The organism is Thalassotalea euphylliae (genome assembly GCF_003390395.1).
Lineage (GTDB): Bacteria > Pseudomonadota > Gammaproteobacteria > Enterobacterales > Alteromonadaceae > Thalassotalea_F > Thalassotalea_F euphylliae_C.
Map to the genome: position 1 here is coordinate 3,823,324 of NZ_QUOV01000001.1, position 20,799 is coordinate 3,844,122.

Consider the following 20,799-nt stretch of genomic DNA (forward strand, 5'->3'; position numbering starts at 1 on the left):
TAATGCTAATTGAATCAACGCATTGAAAGGCAAAATAAGGCTGACAGAGAAGCTTTAGCGGAGCTACTTGCCAGCCGTTAATAATGCGGTAGCCTGTTCACCTACCATTGGCTTAGCAAAGTAATAGCCTTGCCCATACAAGCACCCCATTTGGGTTAAGATGTCTGCCTCTTCCTGACACTCGATGCCTTCGCTAATGGTTGCCAATTGTAAGTTAGCTGCCAAGTCGATAATGGTTTTGATTATCGCTCGGTTACTCGTTTTTAAGTGAGCATCGGTAATAAACGAGCGATCAATTTTCACCACATCGAGAGGGAAACGGTGCACATAGCTTAAACTAGAGTAACCCGTGCCAAAATCATCCAGCAGCAGCTTGATGCCTAATTGTTTTAGCGCTTTCATATTGGCGAGCACAACTTCATTTTCTTCTAATAGCACGCGCTCGGTTAACTCAATTCTCAGGTGGGCTGGCTCTAACCCCGCGGAGTTGAGAATATGGGTAATGTCATCAGGTAGTGTCGGATTATAAAAATGATTACCAAATAAGTTACAGCTTACGTATTGTCGCTCACACAAGCCCTGCGCTTGCCACTGCTTTAGCTGGTCGCATGCTTTACGCATGATTTGTAAATCGATATCAACTACCAGTCCGGTTTCTTCCGCTACCGGAATAAATTGGTTGGGCATCACCATGCCGCGCTTGCTACTTTGCCAGCGCGCAAGCGCCTCAAAGCCTATTACCTGTGCTGAATCTAATTGATAAATTGGCTGAAAATACGGTGTAAACTCGTCTTGCTCTATAGCTTGGCGAATATCTGCTTCAAGCGATAATTCTTCTTGAATCTTCTGGTGCATACTGGCATCAAATTCTTCAAAACGCCCTTTACCACTGTCCTTTGCGTGATACATCGCAGTGTCAGCATCGCGCAACATAGTTTCTGCTGATTCATAGCGATCATCGCTGAACAAAATACCAATGCTGGTCCCTATAAATACCGGCTGGTTATCGATGTTAAACGGCTGCGCTAGCGTAAAGGTAATGCGCTGAGCAATTTCATACACTTCGCTTTTGTCATCAATGTCTTCTATTAAGACCACGAATTCATCACCGCCTAAACGGGCGACTGTGTCGTTGGCACGAATAATACTTTTTAACTCTTTCGCAACCACCTTTAATAGCAAGTCACCTGCGTGATGACCTAAACTGTCGTTAACCATTTTAAAGCGATCTAAATCGAGAAACAGCACCGCAAATTCCATCTCTGGACGACGCTTCATATTATTAATCGCGTGATCGAGCAGATCTAAAAACACCACACGATTTGGCAACCCGGTTAAATCATCATGTGAAGCATTGTGTTTTAACATCTGCTCCACCTGTTTGCGTTGGCGAATTTCTTCTTCCAACGCCTCAGTGCGCATTTTTACCTGCTTTTCGAGCATCTCATGTGTACGACGCTCATAGTCGAGTGTTTCGCGGCGCTTAATTGCCATACTGACATGATGAGAAACAAAGTTAAGTAATTCAGCATCTTGCTGATTGTAAGTGATGTGTTTTTGATAGCTTTGTAGTACTAGTACGCCAATAACATCATCATCGGCGATCAAGGGGACACCTAACCAAGAATTCGTTTCTTTTTGCGGTTTCTTCGTTTCGCCTTGGCGATAAAGCTCATACATTTCATCATATGACAGCAAGCATGTTTGCTTGCGCCTGATCACCAATGCGGTATAGAGATCAGCAGACTTCTGCGGTAAGAAATCGCTGGCGGTATTACGCGAGTTTTGATCGAGGTAATAAACGAAATCTATGGTATCGCTTTCTCTATCGTACTTGGCAATAAAGAAGTTTTCGGCGTTTATTAGCTGGCCAATAATATTGTGGACTTGCCCGTAAAAGTCGTTGATATCTAAACCAACTCTGTTGGTTAGCTCTGAAATCCTGTACAAAGACTCTTGCAATAATTCTGCTTTTTCACGTTCGCGAATTTGCTCCATTAACTCGCGAGTTCGAGACGATACTGCTTTCTGCAATTGTTCATGATCTTGCAACCGCACCAACGCCGACACCACATGCTGCGCGGTATAGGTTAATAGAGCCTTGTCTTCTTCCGTGTAACGGGTATTTTCGGTATAGCTTTGAATTGCCATTACACCGATAACATAACCGTCTTGCAGCAAAGGGACGCCAAGCCAGTCCATACCCGCAGTACCAATATGATTAAGCACACCATCGTTTGCCATTTGTTTGATCATATTAGGTGTTGCCAAAAGCGGCTCTTTTGACTCAATCACATGGCTGGTCAATGAACCTCTAAAGCTTTCATAAGGTACCGGATCTTCTGGCACCTCATCTTCTTCATCAACATGATAAACAAACTCTAAGGTTGATAAGGTTTGGTCATACATGACGATATAAAAGTTTTCAGCCGTCATGATTGCTTTTATCACCCGATGCACTTGGGCGTAAAAGGTACTCAGTTCTTTACAGTCTTGGGAAAGTTGGTTGAGTTTAAATAACGCCGTGTGGCGTTGTTGTAGATTTTGGTAGGCGACTTTATATAACTCTAGTTCATCGTTCTGAAGCGATTCATCAGTATTAGACAACTTATCATCGGATGAATTATTCATTAATTTACACCTACCACCTTACCTAAGAGTTTTTAAAGCTACTTACTTTCTTTTTCAAGTGCTTCTTTCGCTTGCTCTAACTTGTCTTTATTACCGCAGATCGCTGGTTGTTTATCATCACGGTAGTAACGCACTTGCACGCAGTCTTGTTCATAGCGGCGCTCTAATTCAGTACGCAGAATAGGTCGATCTTTAGCTTGTGTAATTTGACGCTGTAATACTTGGCATTGCTGCACTTGCTCAGCAGCTAAGGTGACATCTTCACAGGCATTTTCATTAGCAGCACAGGCTGATAGCAGCGTTAAAACACCTGCTGATAGTAGTAAATTTCTTGTCATTTGTTGAATTTATCCCCAGTTACAACAAGCATTTATTATAACCAGCCTAGTTTATAAGTCATAGTACAAACAAAAAAGCTGACCATATGGTTAAGTAATGATATAATCAAAATCAACTATAGTTATCACATAATGCCTTAGCAGGAGAAAGCGATGCAAGTACAAGTTGTGGATTATCAATCACCTGATGCACCTGAACAATTTGTAAAAAGTTTACGAGAAACAGGTTTCGGTGTACTCGTTAATCACCCGATCAAACAAGAAGTTGTTGAGTCTATTTACAAAAATTGGTACGAATTTTTCACCAGTGACGAAAAGCAGAAGTTTGCTTTCGATCCAGAAAAGCAAGACGGTTACTTTGCGCCAGAAATTTCTGAAGTTGCCAAAGGCCACACCAAAAAAGACATCAAAGAGTACTATCACGTGTACCCTTGGGGCCGCATTCCTGCGTCGCTTAAAGATGAGATTATGGCCTACTACGAGCTTGCATCGAACTTAGCAACTGAGCTACTTGATTGGGTTGAAAAGCACAGTCCAGCCGAAATTGCAGCTAAGTACTCTGAGCCGCTATCAAACATGATCAAAGATACACCGAACACATTGCTACGTGTATTGCATTACCCGCCGTTAAAAGGTGATGAAGAGCCAGGCGCAATCCGAGCGGCGGCACACGAAGACATTAACTTGCTGACTATTTTACCTGCAGCTAACGAGCCAGGTTTACAAGTTAAACTAAATGACGGTACTTGGTCAGACGTTCCTTGTGACTTCGGTAACTTAATTATCAACATTGGTGATATGCTGCAAGAAGTAACCGGTGGCTACTTCCCATCAACAAGTCACCGAGTGATCAACCCAACCGGTAAAGGTTCTGAGAACTCACGTATTTCGTTGCCACTTTTCTTGCACCCGCGTGACGAAGTTGTGTTGTCTGAACGCCACACCCAACGCACATACTTAGATGAGCGTTTAAAAGAGTTAGGTGTTAAGTAAGCCAAGTATGGCTCACATATATTGAACTGCGCTTTTAAACGAGCAATAAAACTAAAAACCAGCATTACTTGCTGGTTTTTTTATATTTAATATTTGCTTATTTTTCACAAGCTTGTTCGGTAGTTTTCCAAATAACCGGCCCGGTATATTTACCCAGCGCTAAATCTGTGCCCCAATCATCGACCCAAGCTTTGTTGTGTGTATAAGCAATGTAGTAGTTTGTATTAGGGGCAACATAAAGGCTGAAGTCTCTGAAATCTCTTGGTGTATCGTACTTGTTCCCCACTTTTAATCGATGCAAACCAACATCAACCCGCACGCGAGAGCTATCTTTCATCCACGGATGACCATCGATTTCTTTGATCTCTGAGGTATTTTTCAAACCACTATATTTTGATGGTGATATCGACAAACTGTTCACTAGGATAATGCGACCACAGTTTCCTTGGCTCGCCGTAATGTCACTATGCTGTTCTAGCCGGCTGGCAAATATCGGGGCATTTTCCTCTAATTGCCAGTACGGTAGATGGCTACTATTTTTATTTGCTCCACTGCCAAGCGACTCCGCACTCATGAGTTGCCACTGCGGCAAATACTTAGCTTTAAGGTGGGTTTGCAAGCTTAGCGTTTTATCGCCGCGCTTAACCTCCACTTTGACCAAAGAACCATTGGGCAAATACTGTAACTTGCGCGCTGCACCAACAACGCCGTCATCAAATGGCATATCATTGATTGAAACAATAATATCGCCGCTCTGGATCCCCAATTGACTCGCTTGGCTGCGCGGTGTTACTGAGACCACACGCCCAGGCTGACTAGCGTCTAGAATGGCACCAAAACGCCCGCTATCAAAACGCATACCTTGGCTCAAGTTCACTTTGATATCCTTAATTGGCACACCTTCAGCTACTTCCAAGGCAGTGATTTCAGCAAGTTTCTGGTTAATCGTTCTCACTAGCTGATCAGCGATCTGCTGTGCTTGAGCCGACTTCAATTCATTCGCATACGAGTTGGCCGCAACCAACAATAATACAGTAGCCAAATACTTCATTGGGCTTCCTCAAATCTCATACAAATCAAGTGGTCGAGTATAAAACTCAACCATCAACTTCAATAAACTAGTGCGTCGTTGCCAAAGCTCGACGTTGTATAAATTACCTTTACCGCGTTCTAGTGTTTGGTCTATTACCGACAACTCATGGTGCCAGTTAGCCATTATCGCGCTATGACGCTCTGATAATTCAACATCGGCATATTGCGCAAGTTGCTGTTCATACTGATGGCTTTGGGTAATATAGTCCGGCATTGCCATCGGCGTTTGCCCCCAATGATACCACCATAGACTAAGCGCAATGAATGCCGCTAACACAGCCAAACCGACCGTTTGCGACAATTGTTTAAGTTGGTGAATACGCCAAATGTCTTCAGCCAGTAGCGGCGCCTTGCTGTTCTCCAACATGTGTTCAGCGCTTTCAATACGCCATTCTAATTGGTCATTAAAGCGCGTCATTTGCAAACCTTACTAAACCAATTACGGATACTTTGAAGCGAGCTCAAATCGAACAAGAATTGGTTTTTGGCTTCATTTTCTAAGCTGAGGTTAATTTTTTTGATAACGCTTTTTTGCTTTATATTCTGGGCACTGTGCGAATAAACCATAGCGCGTTGTGTAGGGCTTATTTCCTCGAGTAAGCGATTGTTTACCGAATGTTCTTCGGCACTTTCTGAGCGCAAATTTCCTTGGTGAGTATCACGAGCATTATGGTTTGAGCGTGCGTTACGGTGTTGCCGTGCCTGTTCAGCGAGTACAAAATAATGGCGACATGCTTTAACTGAGCAATCTTCTAACCAAGGGCCAACGTCTTGTGGCAGCTTAATGTAACGCAGTTGTTTGAGAAAGTGAGCAAAGACAAGGCGAAGCAGTTCAGCAGCGATCTCTTCATCACAAACAAGATGCAGGCAGATTGAGTAAACATCATCAGCGTAGTATTGGTATGCAGCCATAAAACCACTCTGCTTGCCTTGAATCAGTAATTCAAAGTCATGCTGTGCTAATGAATGTGCAAACCTTGGTTGTTCCATTGTCCAATATCGTTATTTGCCGTGCTGGTATGTTGTTTTTAACTATTTAGGGTCTTTCACTTTTTTACACTAAAGCCAAGCACAAAGCAAAAAGGGAGGATCTAAGATCCTCCCTTTTATCAGCACCTTATTCGATGCTTATTTTAATTTGACTCCAATGGTTTGGCTGCCAAAGCTTGAGCGCTTTTTTCAACATCTGATTTCGCGTTCTTATTACGCTTAAACAAGCCGCGAATATCTTCAATCACTAAATATAGCGCTGGTATCATTACCAAGGTGACAACAGTGGCAAACAATACGCCGAATGCTAATGAAACCGCCATTGGAATAACCATTTGCGCCTGCATACTCGTTTCTAGCATGATAGGAACTAGGCCAATAAAGGTGGTAAATGACGTTAACACAATCGCGCGGAAACGGCGGCAGCCAGAATGAATCACGGCATCTTTAAGCGCCATTCCTTGACGACGAGAGTTGTTAACATAATCGACCATTACCAATGAATCATTAATTACCACGCCTGCGGCTGCGATAATACCGAACATCGATAGCACATTCAGATCCATACCTAAGATCATATGCCCAGCCATCGCCCCAACAATACCAAACGGAATCACCGTCATAATCATTAATGGTTGCGAGTAACTTTTTAGCGGCACTGCCAGTAAGGTGAAAATCACCATTAGCGATAGAATAAAGTCGCGTAACTGTTTATTCGCACTTTCCATTTCTTCTTGGATACGCCCAGACACTTGGCTTTGCACTTGCGGGTATTTGCGCAATAACTCTGGAATGTAGTTGTCGCGAATATCTTTTGCCACTTCAAATGGCTCTACCTGCGCAGCATCAACACTAGCCCAAACATTAATCGTACGATTGCTGTTTTCACGACGAATACTTGTTACACCATCAACAACAGAAATTGATGCCAGTTCCGACAGCGGCAGCTCTGCCCCATTTGGCGCTTGAATCATCACATCGTCAACATGCCCGACAGCATTTCGCTCTTCCAATGGATAACGCACCATAACCTTGATTTCTTCACTGTCTCGTAAAATGCGTTGAGCTTCTAAGCCATAGAAACTGTAGCCAACTTGAGAAGCGATATCTGACAAGGTTAAGCCTAAGCTGTAGGCTAGCGGTTTAAGGGTGAACTGCACTTCCTTGGCGCTGGTTTGGCGACTGTCGTTCACATCACCGACCCCTTTAAGGCTATTTAACTTAGCTTTTAAATCTTGTGCGGCAGCAAGCAGTTGATCGTCGTCTTGGCTTTCTAGTCTGAAGCTGATGTCGCCATCCTCACGACCACCGCCAAACAAGTTATCATCAATCGAGAACTGCTTTACACCCGGTAAGTTAGGGATAGCTTCGCGCCAACGATCGGCCAACTCAAACGTGTTCATCGCGCGTTGTTCTGGTTCGACTAATTTCACCATAATTTGTGCACGTGTGCGGCTGCGCAAATCAACCTGCATATTGGCAATCATAGGTTTACCAAATTCCGCTTCTATATCCTGATCAACTTTTTTCAAGATATTCTCAACCGTCAGTACGGTATTTAAGGTCGCTTTTTCTGCCGCATCAGTATTCATTTCAATGCTGATACGTGGGAAATCGTGTGGCACTTTAGGTTGACCAATAAAGCGCACTACACCACCACTGTATAAACCAGCACTGACCAGTAAGATGCTGATAAAGAACATGATCACACCGTAGCGATACTTCATTAGGGTCGTAATCGCAGGGCGATAGAAATGCTCAATGGTGTGCTTCATGCCGTTATCAACCGCACCACGTAATCGATGCAGCGGGTTGCGAGGGTTAGGCGGCTTAACTTTCATGCTAATTAAATGGGCAGGCAGTATCAGCTTAGATTCCACCAAAGAGAATAATAGACAAAAGATAACGACATAACCGATAGACTGACTCCAAGCCGAACCTGGGCCATCACCTAATACCAGCGGAACAAAGGCAGCAATTGTGGTTAAGACGCCAAAAGTTGCAGGCATGGCAACGCGTTTAACGCCGCGAATTACGCTTTCTGGTGAGTGACCTTTGTCTTCGATTTCCGCATGAGCACTTTCGCCCATCACAATAGCGTCATCAACGACAATACCCAGCACTAAGATAAAGGCGAACAAACTCGTGATATTTATCGTCACGTTAATAAATTCGAGCGGCATGACCAGTAGTGTTCCCAAGAAACACACGGGTAAGCCCATCATCACCCAAAACGCCAAGCGGATGCGTAAGAACAGTGCCAACATCAAGAAAACAAGAATTGCACCGCTTTTCATGTTGTCTAGCATCATGTCTAAGCGGCCTTCGAGGTAGTAAGTAAAATCTACCCAAGTTTCTAATTTAACACCTTCTGGTAGCTCTTTTTGTTTCCGTTCAACAAAGTCACTCATGACTTTTGCAACACTAGTAATACTTTGTTCACCCGCGGCACCCACAAAGAAGGTTACCGAGTTTTTCCCATTAAACTTTGAGTATTGCAGACCTTCTTGGAAGCCATCGTTAATGGTTGCGATATCGCCCAACAGAATTTTAGTACCATCGCCTAGCGTGATAACGGGAATTTGCTCAAATTGATGACCACGGTATGCCTGATTTTCAACGCGCAGGTTAATGTAACCATTTTCTGCACGAATTTGACCAGCCGACATATTACGAGAGTGGTCGCGCACCGCTTGTGCAACATCGCGGAAGCTCAATCCGTATTCACGTAAACGATCTTTACTCACTTCAATTGAAATCTCATAGCCAAGGCCACTGTAAAATTCAGAAATGTTAATCAGCGGCTGCTGCTGAATTTCATCGTGAATTTTTTTACCTAAGGCTTTCAGTTCTTTATTGGTTAAATCGCCATACAGGCTGATGTACATTACCTCTTGGCGGTATTTAATACGCTCAACCACTGGGCGCTCCATACCGTCAGGAAATGAAGAAATAGAGTCAATTTGTGACTTCACTTCATCTAGTACCACTTGTGGGTCGTAATCTTCATCAACGCGGAAATAACCGCTAGAGCCATTTCGGTTTGAGTATGTGATAACGCGATCTAAGCCTTGAATCGTTTCTAAGGCTTCTTCGATTTTAATGGTAATGCCTTCCTCTACTTCTTGAGGCGCGGCACCTGGGTATGAGGCATTAAATTCAATCCAATTAATTTTGAATTGAGGAAACATTTGCTTGCTAATGGTACCAGCAGTTAGCAGGCCACCAATCAGAATAAAAGCCATCAATAAATTCGCTGCAACAGAGTTGCGTGCGAACCAAGCAATCAAGCCTTTATGTGTTTCGGCTATTTCGGCTGGGGTATATTCGCTCATCAGCTTATTCCTCTGCCGTTGCTACACTAGCTACCTGAGTTTCACTAGTGTTTTCTTCAGGATTTTCTTGGCTTTCGTCTTTCGGCTTGTCACTTTCTAATGCTAACGCCATGCCGTCAACAGGGTAATCAAGCGCAGAAACAATAATGCGGTCGCCATCAGTTAGGCCATCACCAATCACTAAACTGGCACCATCTTGGCGAACAATATCAACATTCACGTAACGCAATTTTGAATCGCTATCTAAAATTGCAATTCGATTATTCTCGACCAAATAGCGCGGTACCGTTGTCGCATTGGTCAAGGTTATGCCGTAAATATCAGCATTAACATAAGCACCAAAGCGCAGTGGCTTGTGCTCGCCTGACGACAACGCGTAAGGGTCTTTCACCTCAGCAACTAAGTAACTCATGCGACTCGTATTATCCACTACGCCTTCATTACGAGCGATTTGCGCTTGCCACTGAGATTCTTTACCAGCAAATGTGCCTTTTAGCGTGACCGAAGCGGCGTCACCTTCTGCGATCAAAAACTGCAATTGATTGTCGGCAACAGGCAAGCGTACCTCAGCAACAGCTGTGCCTAATAATTTGCCAACTGAACTACCCGTGCCTACGTATGAGCCTAAACCAATTGAGCGCATTTCAATCATGGCATCATACGGCGCTCGAATTTCGGTACGCTCTAAATCACGCTTTGCTCTTAGCACGCGTGCTTCTGCCGCTTTAACATGTGCCAGCTCTTGTGCTAATTGCGGCTTACGCAAACTTAACTCAGTTGGCAAAGCGTCAGTAATTTTACGCCACTCACTTTCGGCAACTTTACCTTGTGCGCGCTCAGTTTCCAGCGATGCATGAGAAGAAGCAAGGTTAGCTTCAGCATCAATAAGCGCGGCCTCGTAATCGCTTGGGTCAATGCGCGCTAATAATTGGCCTTTTTCAACAAAACCACCACGGACAAACGCTGGCGATAGCTCAACAATTTGACCATTTACTTGAGCGATAAGCTCAGTTTCGTATTTCGGTAGAACAACACCGTGTGATCCCACTTTCAGGTGCATTGAACCAACCGATACAGGCTCGATAGCGACGATTGGCGTGTTATCAACGGCTGGTTTTTCTTCTGGAGGTTTCTTCATACTCGACAATGCCATAAAGATTAAAATGCCACTGACTAAGATGATGATGGGTATGATTATTTGTTTTTTCCTTGTCACTGCTTTGCCCTCAATTTGCACGCAACTTCTTATGACTAAATGTAAATTTTATCGAACTTTTAGTCATAAGCATGGTTAAAGTTGTAAACGGTTATTACAAAATACGCGCCAAGGCTTATTAACATTGCAAATAGCACAGGAAAAAATTTTTTATGCTTGCATTACAACAAGATAAATTAAAAAAACACTCATTTAATTTCTGAGCTTTTTCACTTATAACATTCGTTAAATCATTTACGATTAGCTAATTTCATCAATAATTGATTAAATTTAACGTTAATTAGTACTAATAACTAATGCAAAAAACCTAAGACAGACACAATCGGGCTCTTGTGTTAGTTATGATTGAGGTTAATATTGAGCAAAGAATAGAGCACAATCTGGTTAAATAAGACCACGCAAAATAGCCCCAACAGAGTAGTTCAACGCATGCTTAATAAAATCCAGCAGTTTTTTAATGATGTTTTTCAAGAACAAGCGGTTGAAGAAGATAAACTTAATCTAGATATCGCTTGTGCCGTATTGCTAGTTGAAGTCATGAAAGCCGATGGCTTAATGGATGACAATGAGCAGCAACACATTAAGCAGATACTTGCGGGGCACTTCTCTCTGACTGACGATGAAGTGAGTGATATCGTTACCCAAGCCATCGAGTTAAGTGAGAACGCAACAGATTTTCACCGCTTTACTTCAGTATTAAACCAACATTACTCACCCTCACAAAAAGTCACTATGGTTGAAACCTTATGGCAATTAGCGCTTGCTGATGGTGAACTAGCTGCGATTGAACAGCATGTGATTCGAAAAATTGCTGATTTACTGCATTTACGCCACAGCGAATATACGCAGGCCAAGCTGCAAGCTCAGGCTAAGTTGAGCAAGGCCGATAATGGAAGCAAAAGCTAACAGCCGCCTTCACCGATTTTGTTTTAAATTTTTTATAAATTTGTGACATTTTCAGCGACTTTCTCACGTTAGACTGAAGTTAACATTTATCTACTCAGTGGTCGTAGCGTGGCGAAACAAAGGACTTCATGTTATCTCGGGTTTGCACTAGTGATAGCCTCTCATCACAGTCTAGCGATAGAATGGGACATCATTTCATTAAGAACCACCCTTTCTCGCCCTGATACTAGCCAGAGCCTGATTTACCGTTCAACCGAAGGCGTAGAGCAAAAAGCACTTTTCCATCTCTCGCCAACGAATAACGAACGCATAGGCTTTTTCCTCGACATTAATGATATTGAAATTGGCTATGCCGTTGATGCCAGAAAAGACGATATCGAAACCGATACACAGAATATCCTGATATCGTATCGAAAGCTTAAAAACACTCGAATAGTACTGAATTACCAAACACTTGAAGGCTTGCAAACTAGAGTGGAAAATCTTAATGGACAAGGTCAACAAAGTGATTTTTTCGCTGAAACCAAATCAACCAAAATCGAGCTTTTCGGCCAACACAACCTTTACACTTTTGGTGGTAAAACGTCCGCGTTTGAGCATTTCTTCCTTAATCGTCCTAAGCTTAGTTCGCATTTTGACTGGTCGTTAAGCATTAATGGCGGTTGGTCTATTAAGCGACTATCACTTGAATCAAACAGCTCCCTCATCTTTGATACTGATTTTGTCAATGTCAATGACCGCCCAAAATCCGAGCTAGATTCCATTTCTTACAGCGGCGATATAGGCCCTTTTTTATCCGTACAAGCGCCTAACAATATTCATTTTTTCGCCGAATACAAATTTGGCAAAGGAACGATTAAAAATCTCAGTAATGTAGACAATTTAAAAGAATCTGGGGACGAAAAAGCACGTGCATACGGCGCTGGTCTTTCATGGACATCACAAAACGAAAAGTTTTTAGTATTGCTGCGCGCTTGGAAGCAAGAAGGTCGTCATATTCAAACATCATTTGGCGACCTGTCCGTCGTTTATTTTTTCTAGCTTACGTATAGGTTCAGCCAGCCAAGACCGCTACTTTTGCGGAGTCAATGTGTAAAAAGCTTTAATGGTTTTTTCAACCGGTTTGTTTTGAGGTGTAAAGCGATTGTCATTGATGCCACCTGATTTAGCATGATCTGGGAACCATTTCCAAAGGAACCCTCCTAGGAACCAGCTTTCCCCCCAAAAGCGGCTAAAAATGGCGCGATACGCATTTTCCTGAGCAATACTGTTAAATGTTGAGTTTACCGCTTGGTCCCAAGGCTCTTTTCCTGTGTAGTCAATATTTCGATAGCCAAATTCAGTAAAAATAACTTTCCTTTGTTGGGAGTGGCTGAATTTTTTAATGGCACGGTAATGACTAGACCAACCCGCATAAAAAGCGTCATGGCTAGGTGTTTTTGATGTCGCTACCGGAAAATAGGCATCAATACCAATGTAATCGAGCTTATCCCAAAAAGAGACATTATTATAATTGTCCCAGTTAGCCGCGTAGGTTATTTTACCTGAGTATATTGATCTAACTTTGTCGGACAATTCACGCCAAAAATCAGGGCGTAATATCACCGACTTTTTTAATTCGACGCCAATGGCAAAAATACCAACATTCAATTCTTCAGCAACTTTGGCAAATTCAAGAATATAATTTGTGTAACTATTTTCGAAAATTAGCCATTGTCCTTCAGTCGAAAACGATAAATCACCTATCCATTGATTCCGCATCCATACATGTGGTTTTAACATCACTTTCAACTGTTGCTGGTGGGCGAGCCTGATGGTCTGCTTTATGCCTGCTACGGTTTCTCCTTTCCATTGATAATTGCTGTTATATAGCACCTCGGCACTATTGGGGCGAATGAAACCAAATGGCATGACTGTGATCCAGTTGGCATTAATATCTTTTACCGGATTTAAATCGCTGCTGTTAAGCGTTTGGTTTGTGGCAACAAAACTGACGCCATTAATTTTTTCAACGTCATTTACGTTTTGTGCCCAACTCAACAATGGTGTAAATAGGAAAACACTGAAGATGATAGAAATAAAAGGTCTCATAATAAAAAAGTGATGCTATCTAATGGGTTAGCTACCTAAAATTGACCTGTTAAGAGGTATTTTCCTGACAAAATTAAAATAATAACGAGTCGTTTGAATGTTAACGGGCTCACAGCGAGCGAATATAGAGATCGAATATAAAGGCACAGCTTGTCGCAATGGCTGCTTACTTTAAATAGTCTCAGCCCCTCAAAGATCATCACGTTATAAATACTTGCTCATTATATAGCTAGTGGTATTTAGTCGTATTTCCCCCCGAGCTTAGGTAAAATAGCGCGTTTTTCATTTTTGAGGCTAAAACTGTGGCTGACATCGGCAAATTCAATCAACTCAAGGTTATCGCGCATACCGCCAATGGCGTTTATTTAGATGGTGGTGACTTAGGCGAGATCTTGCTACCTAATCGTTATGTTCCAGAAACGTGTGAGTTAGACGATGTACTTGATGTATTTGTTTACACAGATTCTCTAGACCGACTTGTCGCGACCAAAGATAAACCTTATGTCGAAGCCGGTGGCTTTGCCTCTCTCAACGTTAAGCAAGTTAACAAGCTTGGCGCTTTTCTTGATTGGGGGTTACCAAAAGACTTATTGGTACCTCACAATCTAATGCACAAAAAAATGGAGCTGGGTAAACGTTACTTAGTGCACGTATTTGTTGATACTCGCACCGAGCGCTTAGTAGCTTCATCTAAATTGGATAAGTACTTAGATATTTGGCCTACTGACTACAAAGAAGGTCAAGCGGTTGAGCTTGTTATCGCAGGCCGCACTGACTTAGGCACGAAAGCCATTATCAATAACCAACACTGGGGATTAATTTTCACCAGTGAAATCCATCAAAAGCTGCATACTGGGCAAACTGTTCAAGGTTATATCAAGCGCGTGCGTGAAGATGGCCGTATCGATTTAACCCTTGCCCGCGCAGGCAAAGGCAAAGTGATTGATTTCACCGATAAGTTATTAGCCTACCTACAAGAGAATAATGGCTATTGTGCCTTACATGACAAATCATCACCGGCTGACATTAGCCGTGAATTTGGCGTCAGTAAAAAAGCGTTTAAAGCGACTGTGGGTCACTTACTTAAGCAAAACAAAATTACCATTGGCGATGATGGAATTCGCTTAAAGTAGTGACTTAGCAGGCTGATTGCCTAGTGCCCTCAATCAACTGTGGTTTTTGAGCTTACTTTTTGGTGGTAACGGTACTTTAAAACCAGACTGACAATGAGCAGTTGCAAAACCGCGGTAACGAGTAAACCAATAATTGATTGAAGTTCGCCGTATTTCTCTGTGTAAATATAAAGAGAAGCATTACCGAGTGAAAAAGCACTCCAAGCGAGGATAGACACTCCATCTGCTGTTTTGTTTTTAACGAGGTAATGCAGTTGTGCGAGTGTTGCAACGGGAAACACAATAGCAGGTATAAAACCGATCAGCTCAATTAAGCTCACTCTTCATCCTTGAATTTCTTTATCTGTTTACTTAGCGCTATGGCAAATTAAGCCTCAGCTAACCCTGCTAAAACGTTTAGGCTGGGGGCGAAAAAGGCAACACCGGTCTGTGCTTCCGTGTATTTAAGCATATGGTCAAAGTGCCCTTCGCCATCCCCTTGGATCATGCTTTTCAACATCAAGGTAAATGGCTCAGGTGAATGGCAGTACGACGTAAAGAATAAGCCTTGTACTTTCATATCACCATAAGGCATGCTTTGGCGCAGTATTTCAATACTCTTGCCGTCAGCGTCTTTTAAGTTAGTTCGCTTGGTGTGCGCCGTCAGTGGTTTATCTGCTGAAGCATATTCGACATTGTCGAGCTTAGTACGACCAAATACGTCTTCCTGCGCTTTTTCTTTGAGCATATTCCACAATTTCATATTGTGGCGATAACGCTGAATATGCAGATAACTGCCGCCTGCAAAATCTGGATCGGCCTCTTCTTTGACCAGTGCGACTTCGCGGCGGTGCAAGCCTTGCGGGTTTTCGGTGCCATCAACAAAGCCGGTGAGGTCTCGACCATCTAAGTAACGAAATGCACGCGTTTGTTCGATTAGCTCAACTTTATCTTCAAGCAGTTCGACCACTTTGGTGCTGACAATGTGATTAACATCAGCACGGTCGCTACGAATTTCAATATAAATATCGCCAGAAGTTGCCGGCGCAATGCGATCATCCGCTTGCAGCGTTGGAAATGGTGCTAATAGCTTAGGGCGCCCTTGCGGCACTAATTCATCCCAGTAGTTGGCACCAATGGCAACGACACCATTGAGGTTTGCTTCTGAAAATCGATCCGCGTAATGGTCCAACATGGCGGGAATACGTGACAATGCTTGGCGAATAAACGCATTGCTGTCATCCATCGCATTAAAAATAAGATAAGTGCCATGTAAATTAGGTTCAGCACAAATACCAAATTGCTCTCTTGCCATAATCCGCTTTCTACTTCCGTTCAATCGTATTGATTAATTCTACACAAAAATGAGTGAAATAAACTATTTAGTGTTGATTCAGCGTTTACATCATAAAAAAAGCAGCCATAAGGCTGCTTCTTGATTTTAGGTTAATTTAACCTTGATTAGTTGCGAGTAAACTCAGGGTAAGCTTCTAAGCCACAATCAGACTTATCAACACCTTCGTACTCTTCTTCTTCGCTTACACGGATACCCATAGTGACTTTCAACGCAAACCATACGATGAAGCTAGTCACGAATACCCAACCGAAGATAGTCGCGGCACCGATTAACTGACCAGAGAAAGTAGCACCTGTGTTAGTTAATGGCACGATTAGTAGACCGAATAAACCAACAACACCGTGTACTGAGATAGCACCTACTGGATCATCAATGCGTAACTTGTCTAAACCGATGATTGAGAATACTACGATGATACCACCAGCAGCACCGAATAAGGTTGCTAATAATGGTGTTGGCGTAGAAGGCTCAGCAGTAATTGCTACTAGACCTGCTAATGCACCGTTCAATGCCATGGTCAAATCTGCTTTCTTGAATAAGATTTTCGCTAAGATTAACGCTGCTACTGCACCACCCGCTGCTGCTGCGTTGGTATTAAGGAAAACCATAGCAACTGAATGTGCGTTACCGATATCACCTAATTTAAGTACTGAACCGCCGTTGAAGCCGAACCAACCCATCCATAAGATGAAAGTACCTAATGTCGCAAGAGGTAAGTTAGCACCAGGAATTGCGTTAACTTTACCGTCAGCAGTGTATTTACCTTTACGTGCACCTAGCAGTAATACACCAGCAAGTGCTGCTGCCGCACCAGCCATGTGAACGATACCTGAGCCCGCAAAATCAGAGAAACCTAAGTCACCCAGTGTGTACAAGCCAAATACTGCGTTGCCACCCCAAGTCCAGCTACCTTCCATTGGGTAGATGAAACCTGTAAGTACAACAGCAAATGCTAGGAAAGCCCAAAGCTTCATACGCTCTGCAACGGCACCTGAAACAATCGACATTGCTGTTGCTACGAATACTACTTGGAAGAAGAAGTCAGATGCTGTTGAGTAAATAGCACCGCCAGTGAAACCGTCATCACGCGCTGCAAAATCTTTTAATACAGCATCGGCATCAATAGCTTCGATACCTGATAAAAATGCACCTGCTGAACCGTACATAATGTTGTAACCAATCACTAAGTACATGATGCAAGAAATAGAATATAAGGCTACGTTCTTTGTTAAGATTTCAGTCGTGTTCTTAGAACGAACTAAGCCCGCTTCTAGCATAGAGAAGCCGGCTGCCATCCACATAACCAATGCACCACAAACTAAGAAATAGAATGTGTCCATTGCATATTGAAGGTGAAAAATATTTTGTTCCATGATTATCCCCTACAGTGCTGCTACGTCATTTTCGCCTGTACGGATACGCACAGCTTGCTCTAAGTTGTAAACGAAGATTTTACCGTCACCAATTTTGCCGGTGTAAGCGGCTTTAGTGATGGCTTCAACAAGACGTTCAACAACATCATCGTTTACAGCAATTTCTAATTTTACTTTTGGTAAGAAGTCGACCTGGTATTCGGCACCACGATATAGTTCTGTGTGTCCTTTTTGGCGACCAAAACCTTTAACTTCACTGACGGTTAAACCTTCGACACCGATCTCCGAGATAGCTTCTCGAACATCATCGAGCTTAAACGGCTTAATGATTGCGTTAACTAACTTCATTATTGTTATTCCCCTATCGTTTTTTGTAAAAATGTAACAAGCCTTGTGCCAAACAATTTATTTATATACAAAACAATAAGTTAAACATTTCAAAGTGATAACTCGAATTATTAATGCACTACGGTGGTGCACCCCAGGCAAGGCAATGACCTGAAAACGTGCACAAAGATTGAGCAGCACTACTTTGGTACATTTTCGAACCTAAACGACATTGGTATTCACGAATGAGTTTGATAAATTGGTGGAAGCTATACCAATTGGTATAAGCAAACTTATCTATAACAAGTGATTACTACTCATACTGATGTAAGCATACTTATGAAAGCACATATCAAAAAAATGACACACCATGATAATTTCATGTACCTCACGTTTGCTTTAACCTTGTTACTGCTAAGTACGGCTATTGCCCAACAGTTTTTTGATGATTCAATTCAGCGGTTTGTGCAGTCAACAACCGTCGTGACATTGTTGCTGGCGGTTTGGGGGGTTAAAAGTGAGCATGTATTGCTGACAAAAGCGGCAATATTTCCCAGTGCTATCATCCTCACTTCAATGATTGGCAACTATACCAACGCATTTGGGATTGAGTTTACCCATCTGATCTTAATGCTGTTTTTCTTTATTTTTACCGCTTTTCAAACCTTAAAGCAGGTCATTTTTTCGGGAAAAATCGATGGTAATAAAATACTTGGGTCTATTTGTTTGTACCTGCTGCTTGGCTTGATTTGGGCACTATTGTATACCTTAGCGCAACTTTATTTTGGCAATGCCTTTAGTGGTTTAGGCGAGAGCCAAGCTTGGTATATTCTGTTTCCTGATTTTATCTATTTTTCATTTGTCACCCTAACAACTTTAGGGTTTGGTGATATTAGCCCAACGTTACCATTAACCAGATTCCTAGTGTATTTTCAGGCAATTTCAGGACAATTTTACTTAGCGATTATTATCGCTAGCTTAGTAGGGGCAAGAATGTCGAGTATGACGCAGGAAGGCGATCAGCATAACCGCTAAGTTTATAGCTAAACATACAGCTAGACTTTTTAGTTTTTACCGCACAGCTATAACAGCGACGAATAGAGCGGCTAATAAATCATTAACGAGCTAGGCTTAAGTACCGACAGTACCGCTAGGCGCTCTAAATCACAGTAGTTAACCGCAGCTCTAACCAACTCTTTATCCACAGTAAACGCTTCTAACTGCTCTGCAGCAATGAATTTATCAAGCGACTCTTTGGGGAAGTGGCTGTTATGCCACATCAAGCGTTTGGCTAGATAGAGTAGCTTGGTTTCATCACTGGCATGGCTTAAGTCGTCATTATCTTGCTCACGCACTGGCTCGATAAGCGAATAAGGTAGCTGCCAAATTTTCAACAGCTCTGCGGTACACTCACCAAACGTAAAGCCCAAGGTTTGCTGTTGCAGTTGCCATGGCATACTTTCAGCGCTATCAGGCTGGCAGGCAGCTAATTGCTCAGGCATAAATTGTTTAACCACTAACTCGCCAAGGTTATGCAGTAAACCAAGAATAAACAAACGCTCTGCATTAGGCACTCTAAGCGATTCACCTAAGTATTTGATCAACAAGGCGCAGTCAACCGAGCACTCCCAGTAGTTTTCTAAATACTTAGCATCTGCATCAATCTTTTTGAACGCGTCAGTGGTGAAATAGGCAATGACCAAGTTATAGACTTCAGTAATACCAAGCACAAGCACGGCTTTAGAGATGGTGTCTATTTTACCGGGATAGTTAAAGAAAGAGCTGTTGGCAAGTTTGAGCACGGTCGCAGCAAGTGCAGGGTCAATTAAAATGACTTCAGCAATATCGTCAATTGTTGATGTTTCGTCGTCAATTAATTCTTTAATGCGTAGAAACGAGTCAGATAAGACAAAAATTTCATTCGCTTTTTCCGCGTATTCGACAGCTTTCATGTAGTGCATTCCCAAACTTTGTCATCGTGAGTGATACCCAGCTAGGCGAGCCGAAAAATCCCTATTGTTCAAGCAAATACCAACGCTTGAGCTACTTGCTTGAATCCTCGGGTATTTTGTTGAAAGTATAGTATTTTTAAACAAAAAATAAACGATTAAAGCGTAATTAATTGTAGCCCGAGCAGCAATACTCCCATCATGCTCGCCTTTAATTAGAGCCACCAATAGTGCTTAGATGGTTAGCCTATTCGGCATATTGCGCACTGATGTGGTACGAGCCAAATTTACGAATATTGATCACACCAGAGTCAAAAATCAGGTACTGGCCCTTAATGCCTAATAAGGTACCGGAAACTATTGGTTGTTTATCAAAGTTAAATGAACTAATTTTCGTCAAGTATTGCGCTACCGGAAAATGAAGGTCAACAACTGGTTCATCAAGTTGCTCAACAGCATCAACGCCGAACTTCAAGCGAATATCATCTAAGCGCTCACTGATTTGAGGAATAAGTTCAGCCGCTTTTTCTTTTAAATCCATGTCGTCGGCATTGCCTTTGAGCATTGCTCGCCAGTTGGTTTTATCCGCAATAAATTCCGCCAATGCGGTTTCCACTAGGCCTGATTGCAAACGCGTACTCACTTTAAAAATAGGTAACGCTTGCGTCGCCCCTTGATCAATCCAGCGGGTCGGAATTTGTGTATGGCGAGTAATGCCAACTTTCAAACCAGAGGTGTTAGCAAGGTAAACATAATGCGGGATCATGCAATGTGATTCACCCCACTCAGGCTCGCGGCAAGTGCCTTGCTCAAAGTGGCAGGTCTCAGGCTTCATAATACACATATCGCACTGTGCTAACTTTTGCATACACGGGTAACAAAAGCCTTGTGAGTAACTTTTTTTGGTTTTGCGATCACAGTGGCAACAGCGAATTTCTTGATGATAAATCAGTGTGAGTTCTTTACCGATGAGTGGGTTTAATTCAATTTTTTGCTCACCAATGGGTAGTTGATAGCTAATTTGACCGTCAGCGCCAAGCTGTGCCGTCATTTTCCGCAGCGCGCCGATCTCTGTAGTTATTGTCATAT

Annotated in this window: 19 protein-coding genes; 5 read left to right on the top strand and 14 right to left on the bottom strand. The window is 42.6% G+C overall.

Features of this window, described 5'->3' with window-relative positions:
- Nucleotides 1–63: 63 nt before the first annotated feature.
- Nucleotides 64–2,631: a sensor domain-containing diguanylate cyclase gene (locus tag DXX92_RS16760; RefSeq protein ID WP_116001737.1), complete on the bottom strand. Its 2,568-nt coding sequence runs from the start codon at nucleotides 2,629–2,631 to the stop codon at nucleotides 64–66.
- Nucleotides 2,632–2,669: 38 nt separating this feature from the next.
- Nucleotides 2,670–2,969, bottom strand: coding sequence for a hypothetical protein (locus DXX92_RS16765; RefSeq protein ID WP_116001739.1), 300 nt, complete (start codon nucleotides 2,967–2,969; stop codon nucleotides 2,670–2,672).
- A gap of 153 nt (nucleotides 2,970–3,122) precedes the next feature.
- Between DXX92_RS16765 and DXX92_RS16770 the strand changes: the two genes are divergently transcribed.
- Nucleotides 3,123–3,962: a 2OG-Fe(II) oxygenase family protein gene (locus tag DXX92_RS16770; RefSeq protein ID WP_116001741.1), complete on the top strand. Its 840-nt coding sequence runs from the start codon at nucleotides 3,123–3,125 to the stop codon at nucleotides 3,960–3,962.
- Nucleotides 3,963–4,059: 97 nt separating this feature from the next.
- Here the strand turns inward: DXX92_RS16770 and DXX92_RS16775 are convergent, their stop codons facing one another.
- The 5 genes from DXX92_RS16775 to DXX92_RS16795 all read right to left on the bottom strand — a co-directional run bounded on the left by DXX92_RS16775 (nucleotide 4,060) and on the right by DXX92_RS16795 (nucleotide 10,595).
- Nucleotides 4,060–5,013, bottom strand: a complete 954-nt coding sequence (locus tag DXX92_RS16775) for a PDZ domain-containing protein (protein WP_116001743.1) — start codon at nucleotides 5,011–5,013, stop codon at nucleotides 4,060–4,062.
- A gap of 9 nt (nucleotides 5,014–5,022) precedes the next feature.
- Nucleotides 5,023–5,472: a hypothetical protein gene (locus DXX92_RS16780; protein ID WP_116001745.1), complete on the bottom strand. Its 450-nt coding sequence runs from the start codon at nucleotides 5,470–5,472 to the stop codon at nucleotides 5,023–5,025.
- Nucleotides 5,469–6,044: a hypothetical protein gene (locus tag DXX92_RS16785; RefSeq protein ID WP_116001747.1), complete on the bottom strand. Its 576-nt coding sequence runs from the start codon at nucleotides 6,042–6,044 to the stop codon at nucleotides 5,469–5,471. Before DXX92_RS16785 ends, DXX92_RS16780 begins: the two co-directional genes overlap by 4 nt.
- Nucleotides 6,045–6,187: 143 nt before the next feature.
- Nucleotides 6,188–9,379 carry an efflux RND transporter permease subunit gene (locus DXX92_RS16790; RefSeq protein ID WP_116001749.1) on the bottom strand — a complete coding sequence of 1,064 codons (3,192 nt, stop codon included), beginning with the start codon at nucleotides 9,377–9,379 and terminating at the stop codon, nucleotides 6,188–6,190.
- A gap of 4 nt (nucleotides 9,380–9,383) precedes the next feature.
- Nucleotides 9,384–10,595 (bottom strand): efflux RND transporter periplasmic adaptor subunit, encoded by a 1,212-nt coding sequence (locus DXX92_RS16795; RefSeq protein ID WP_116002485.1) that lies wholly within the window; start codon nucleotides 10,593–10,595, stop codon nucleotides 9,384–9,386.
- Nucleotides 10,596–11,024: 429 nt separating this feature from the next.
- On the opposite strand from DXX92_RS16795, the gene DXX92_RS16800 reads away from it, so the two are divergent.
- Entirely contained in the window at nucleotides 11,025–11,501 is a 477-nt protein-coding gene (locus DXX92_RS16800; protein ID WP_116001751.1) for a TerB family tellurite resistance protein, read from the top strand.
- Between the two features lie 150 nt (nucleotides 11,502–11,651).
- Nucleotides 11,652–12,542: a hypothetical protein gene (locus tag DXX92_RS16805; protein WP_245961510.1), complete on the top strand. Its 891-nt coding sequence runs from the start codon at nucleotides 11,652–11,654 to the stop codon at nucleotides 12,540–12,542.
- A gap of 30 nt (nucleotides 12,543–12,572) precedes the next feature.
- Here the strand turns inward: DXX92_RS16805 and DXX92_RS16810 are convergent, their stop codons facing one another.
- Nucleotides 12,573–13,592, bottom strand: a complete 1,020-nt coding sequence (locus DXX92_RS16810; protein ID WP_116001755.1) for a glycoside hydrolase family 113 — start codon at nucleotides 13,590–13,592, stop codon at nucleotides 12,573–12,575.
- A gap of 302 nt (nucleotides 13,593–13,894) precedes the next feature.
- Between DXX92_RS16810 and DXX92_RS16815 the strand changes: the two genes are divergently transcribed.
- Nucleotides 13,895–14,725 (top strand): CvfB family protein, encoded by an 831-nt coding sequence (locus tag DXX92_RS16815; RefSeq protein ID WP_116001757.1) that lies wholly within the window; start codon nucleotides 13,895–13,897, stop codon nucleotides 14,723–14,725.
- Nucleotides 14,726–14,754: 29 nt separating this feature from the next.
- Here DXX92_RS16815 and DXX92_RS16820 read toward each other — a convergent pair whose 3' ends face one another.
- The 4 genes from DXX92_RS16820 to glnK form a co-directional block, all read right to left on the bottom strand.
- The gene (locus tag DXX92_RS16820; RefSeq protein WP_181901775.1) at nucleotides 14,755–15,045 is read right to left on the bottom strand and encodes a hypothetical protein; all 291 of its coding nucleotides are present in this window, start codon (nucleotides 15,043–15,045) and stop codon (nucleotides 14,755–14,757) included.
- A gap of 47 nt (nucleotides 15,046–15,092) precedes the next feature.
- Nucleotides 15,093–16,019 carry a Dyp-type peroxidase gene (locus tag DXX92_RS16825; protein ID WP_116001758.1) on the bottom strand — a complete coding sequence of 309 codons (927 nt, stop codon included), beginning with the start codon at nucleotides 16,017–16,019 and terminating at the stop codon, nucleotides 15,093–15,095.
- Nucleotides 16,020–16,165: 146 nt separating this feature from the next.
- Nucleotides 16,166–17,434 (bottom strand): ammonium transporter, encoded by a 1,269-nt coding sequence (locus tag DXX92_RS16830; RefSeq protein WP_116001761.1) that lies wholly within the window; start codon nucleotides 17,432–17,434, stop codon nucleotides 16,166–16,168.
- 9 nt (nucleotides 17,435–17,443) lie between these two features.
- A complete protein-coding gene (glnK, locus tag DXX92_RS16835; protein ID WP_116001763.1) occupies nucleotides 17,444–17,782 on the bottom strand; it encodes a P-II family nitrogen regulator in 339 nt (112 codons plus the stop codon).
- Nucleotides 17,783–18,100: 318 nt separating this feature from the next.
- Here glnK and DXX92_RS16840 point away from each other — a divergent pair, with 318 nt between their 5' ends.
- Nucleotides 18,101–18,796, top strand: a complete 696-nt coding sequence (locus DXX92_RS16840; protein ID WP_245961511.1) for a potassium channel family protein — start codon at nucleotides 18,101–18,103, stop codon at nucleotides 18,794–18,796.
- A gap of 71 nt (nucleotides 18,797–18,867) precedes the next feature.
- On the opposite strand, the gene DXX92_RS16845 is transcribed toward DXX92_RS16840, so the two are convergent.
- Nucleotides 18,868–19,713: an HDOD domain-containing protein gene (locus tag DXX92_RS16845; protein WP_116002487.1), complete on the bottom strand. Its 846-nt coding sequence runs from the start codon at nucleotides 19,711–19,713 to the stop codon at nucleotides 18,868–18,870.
- A gap of 244 nt (nucleotides 19,714–19,957) precedes the next feature.
- Nucleotides 19,958–20,797, bottom strand: a complete 840-nt coding sequence (locus DXX92_RS16850) for a DUF2797 domain-containing protein (RefSeq protein ID WP_116001765.1) — start codon at nucleotides 20,795–20,797, stop codon at nucleotides 19,958–19,960.
- Between the last annotated feature and the right edge of the window lie 2 nt (nucleotides 20,798–20,799).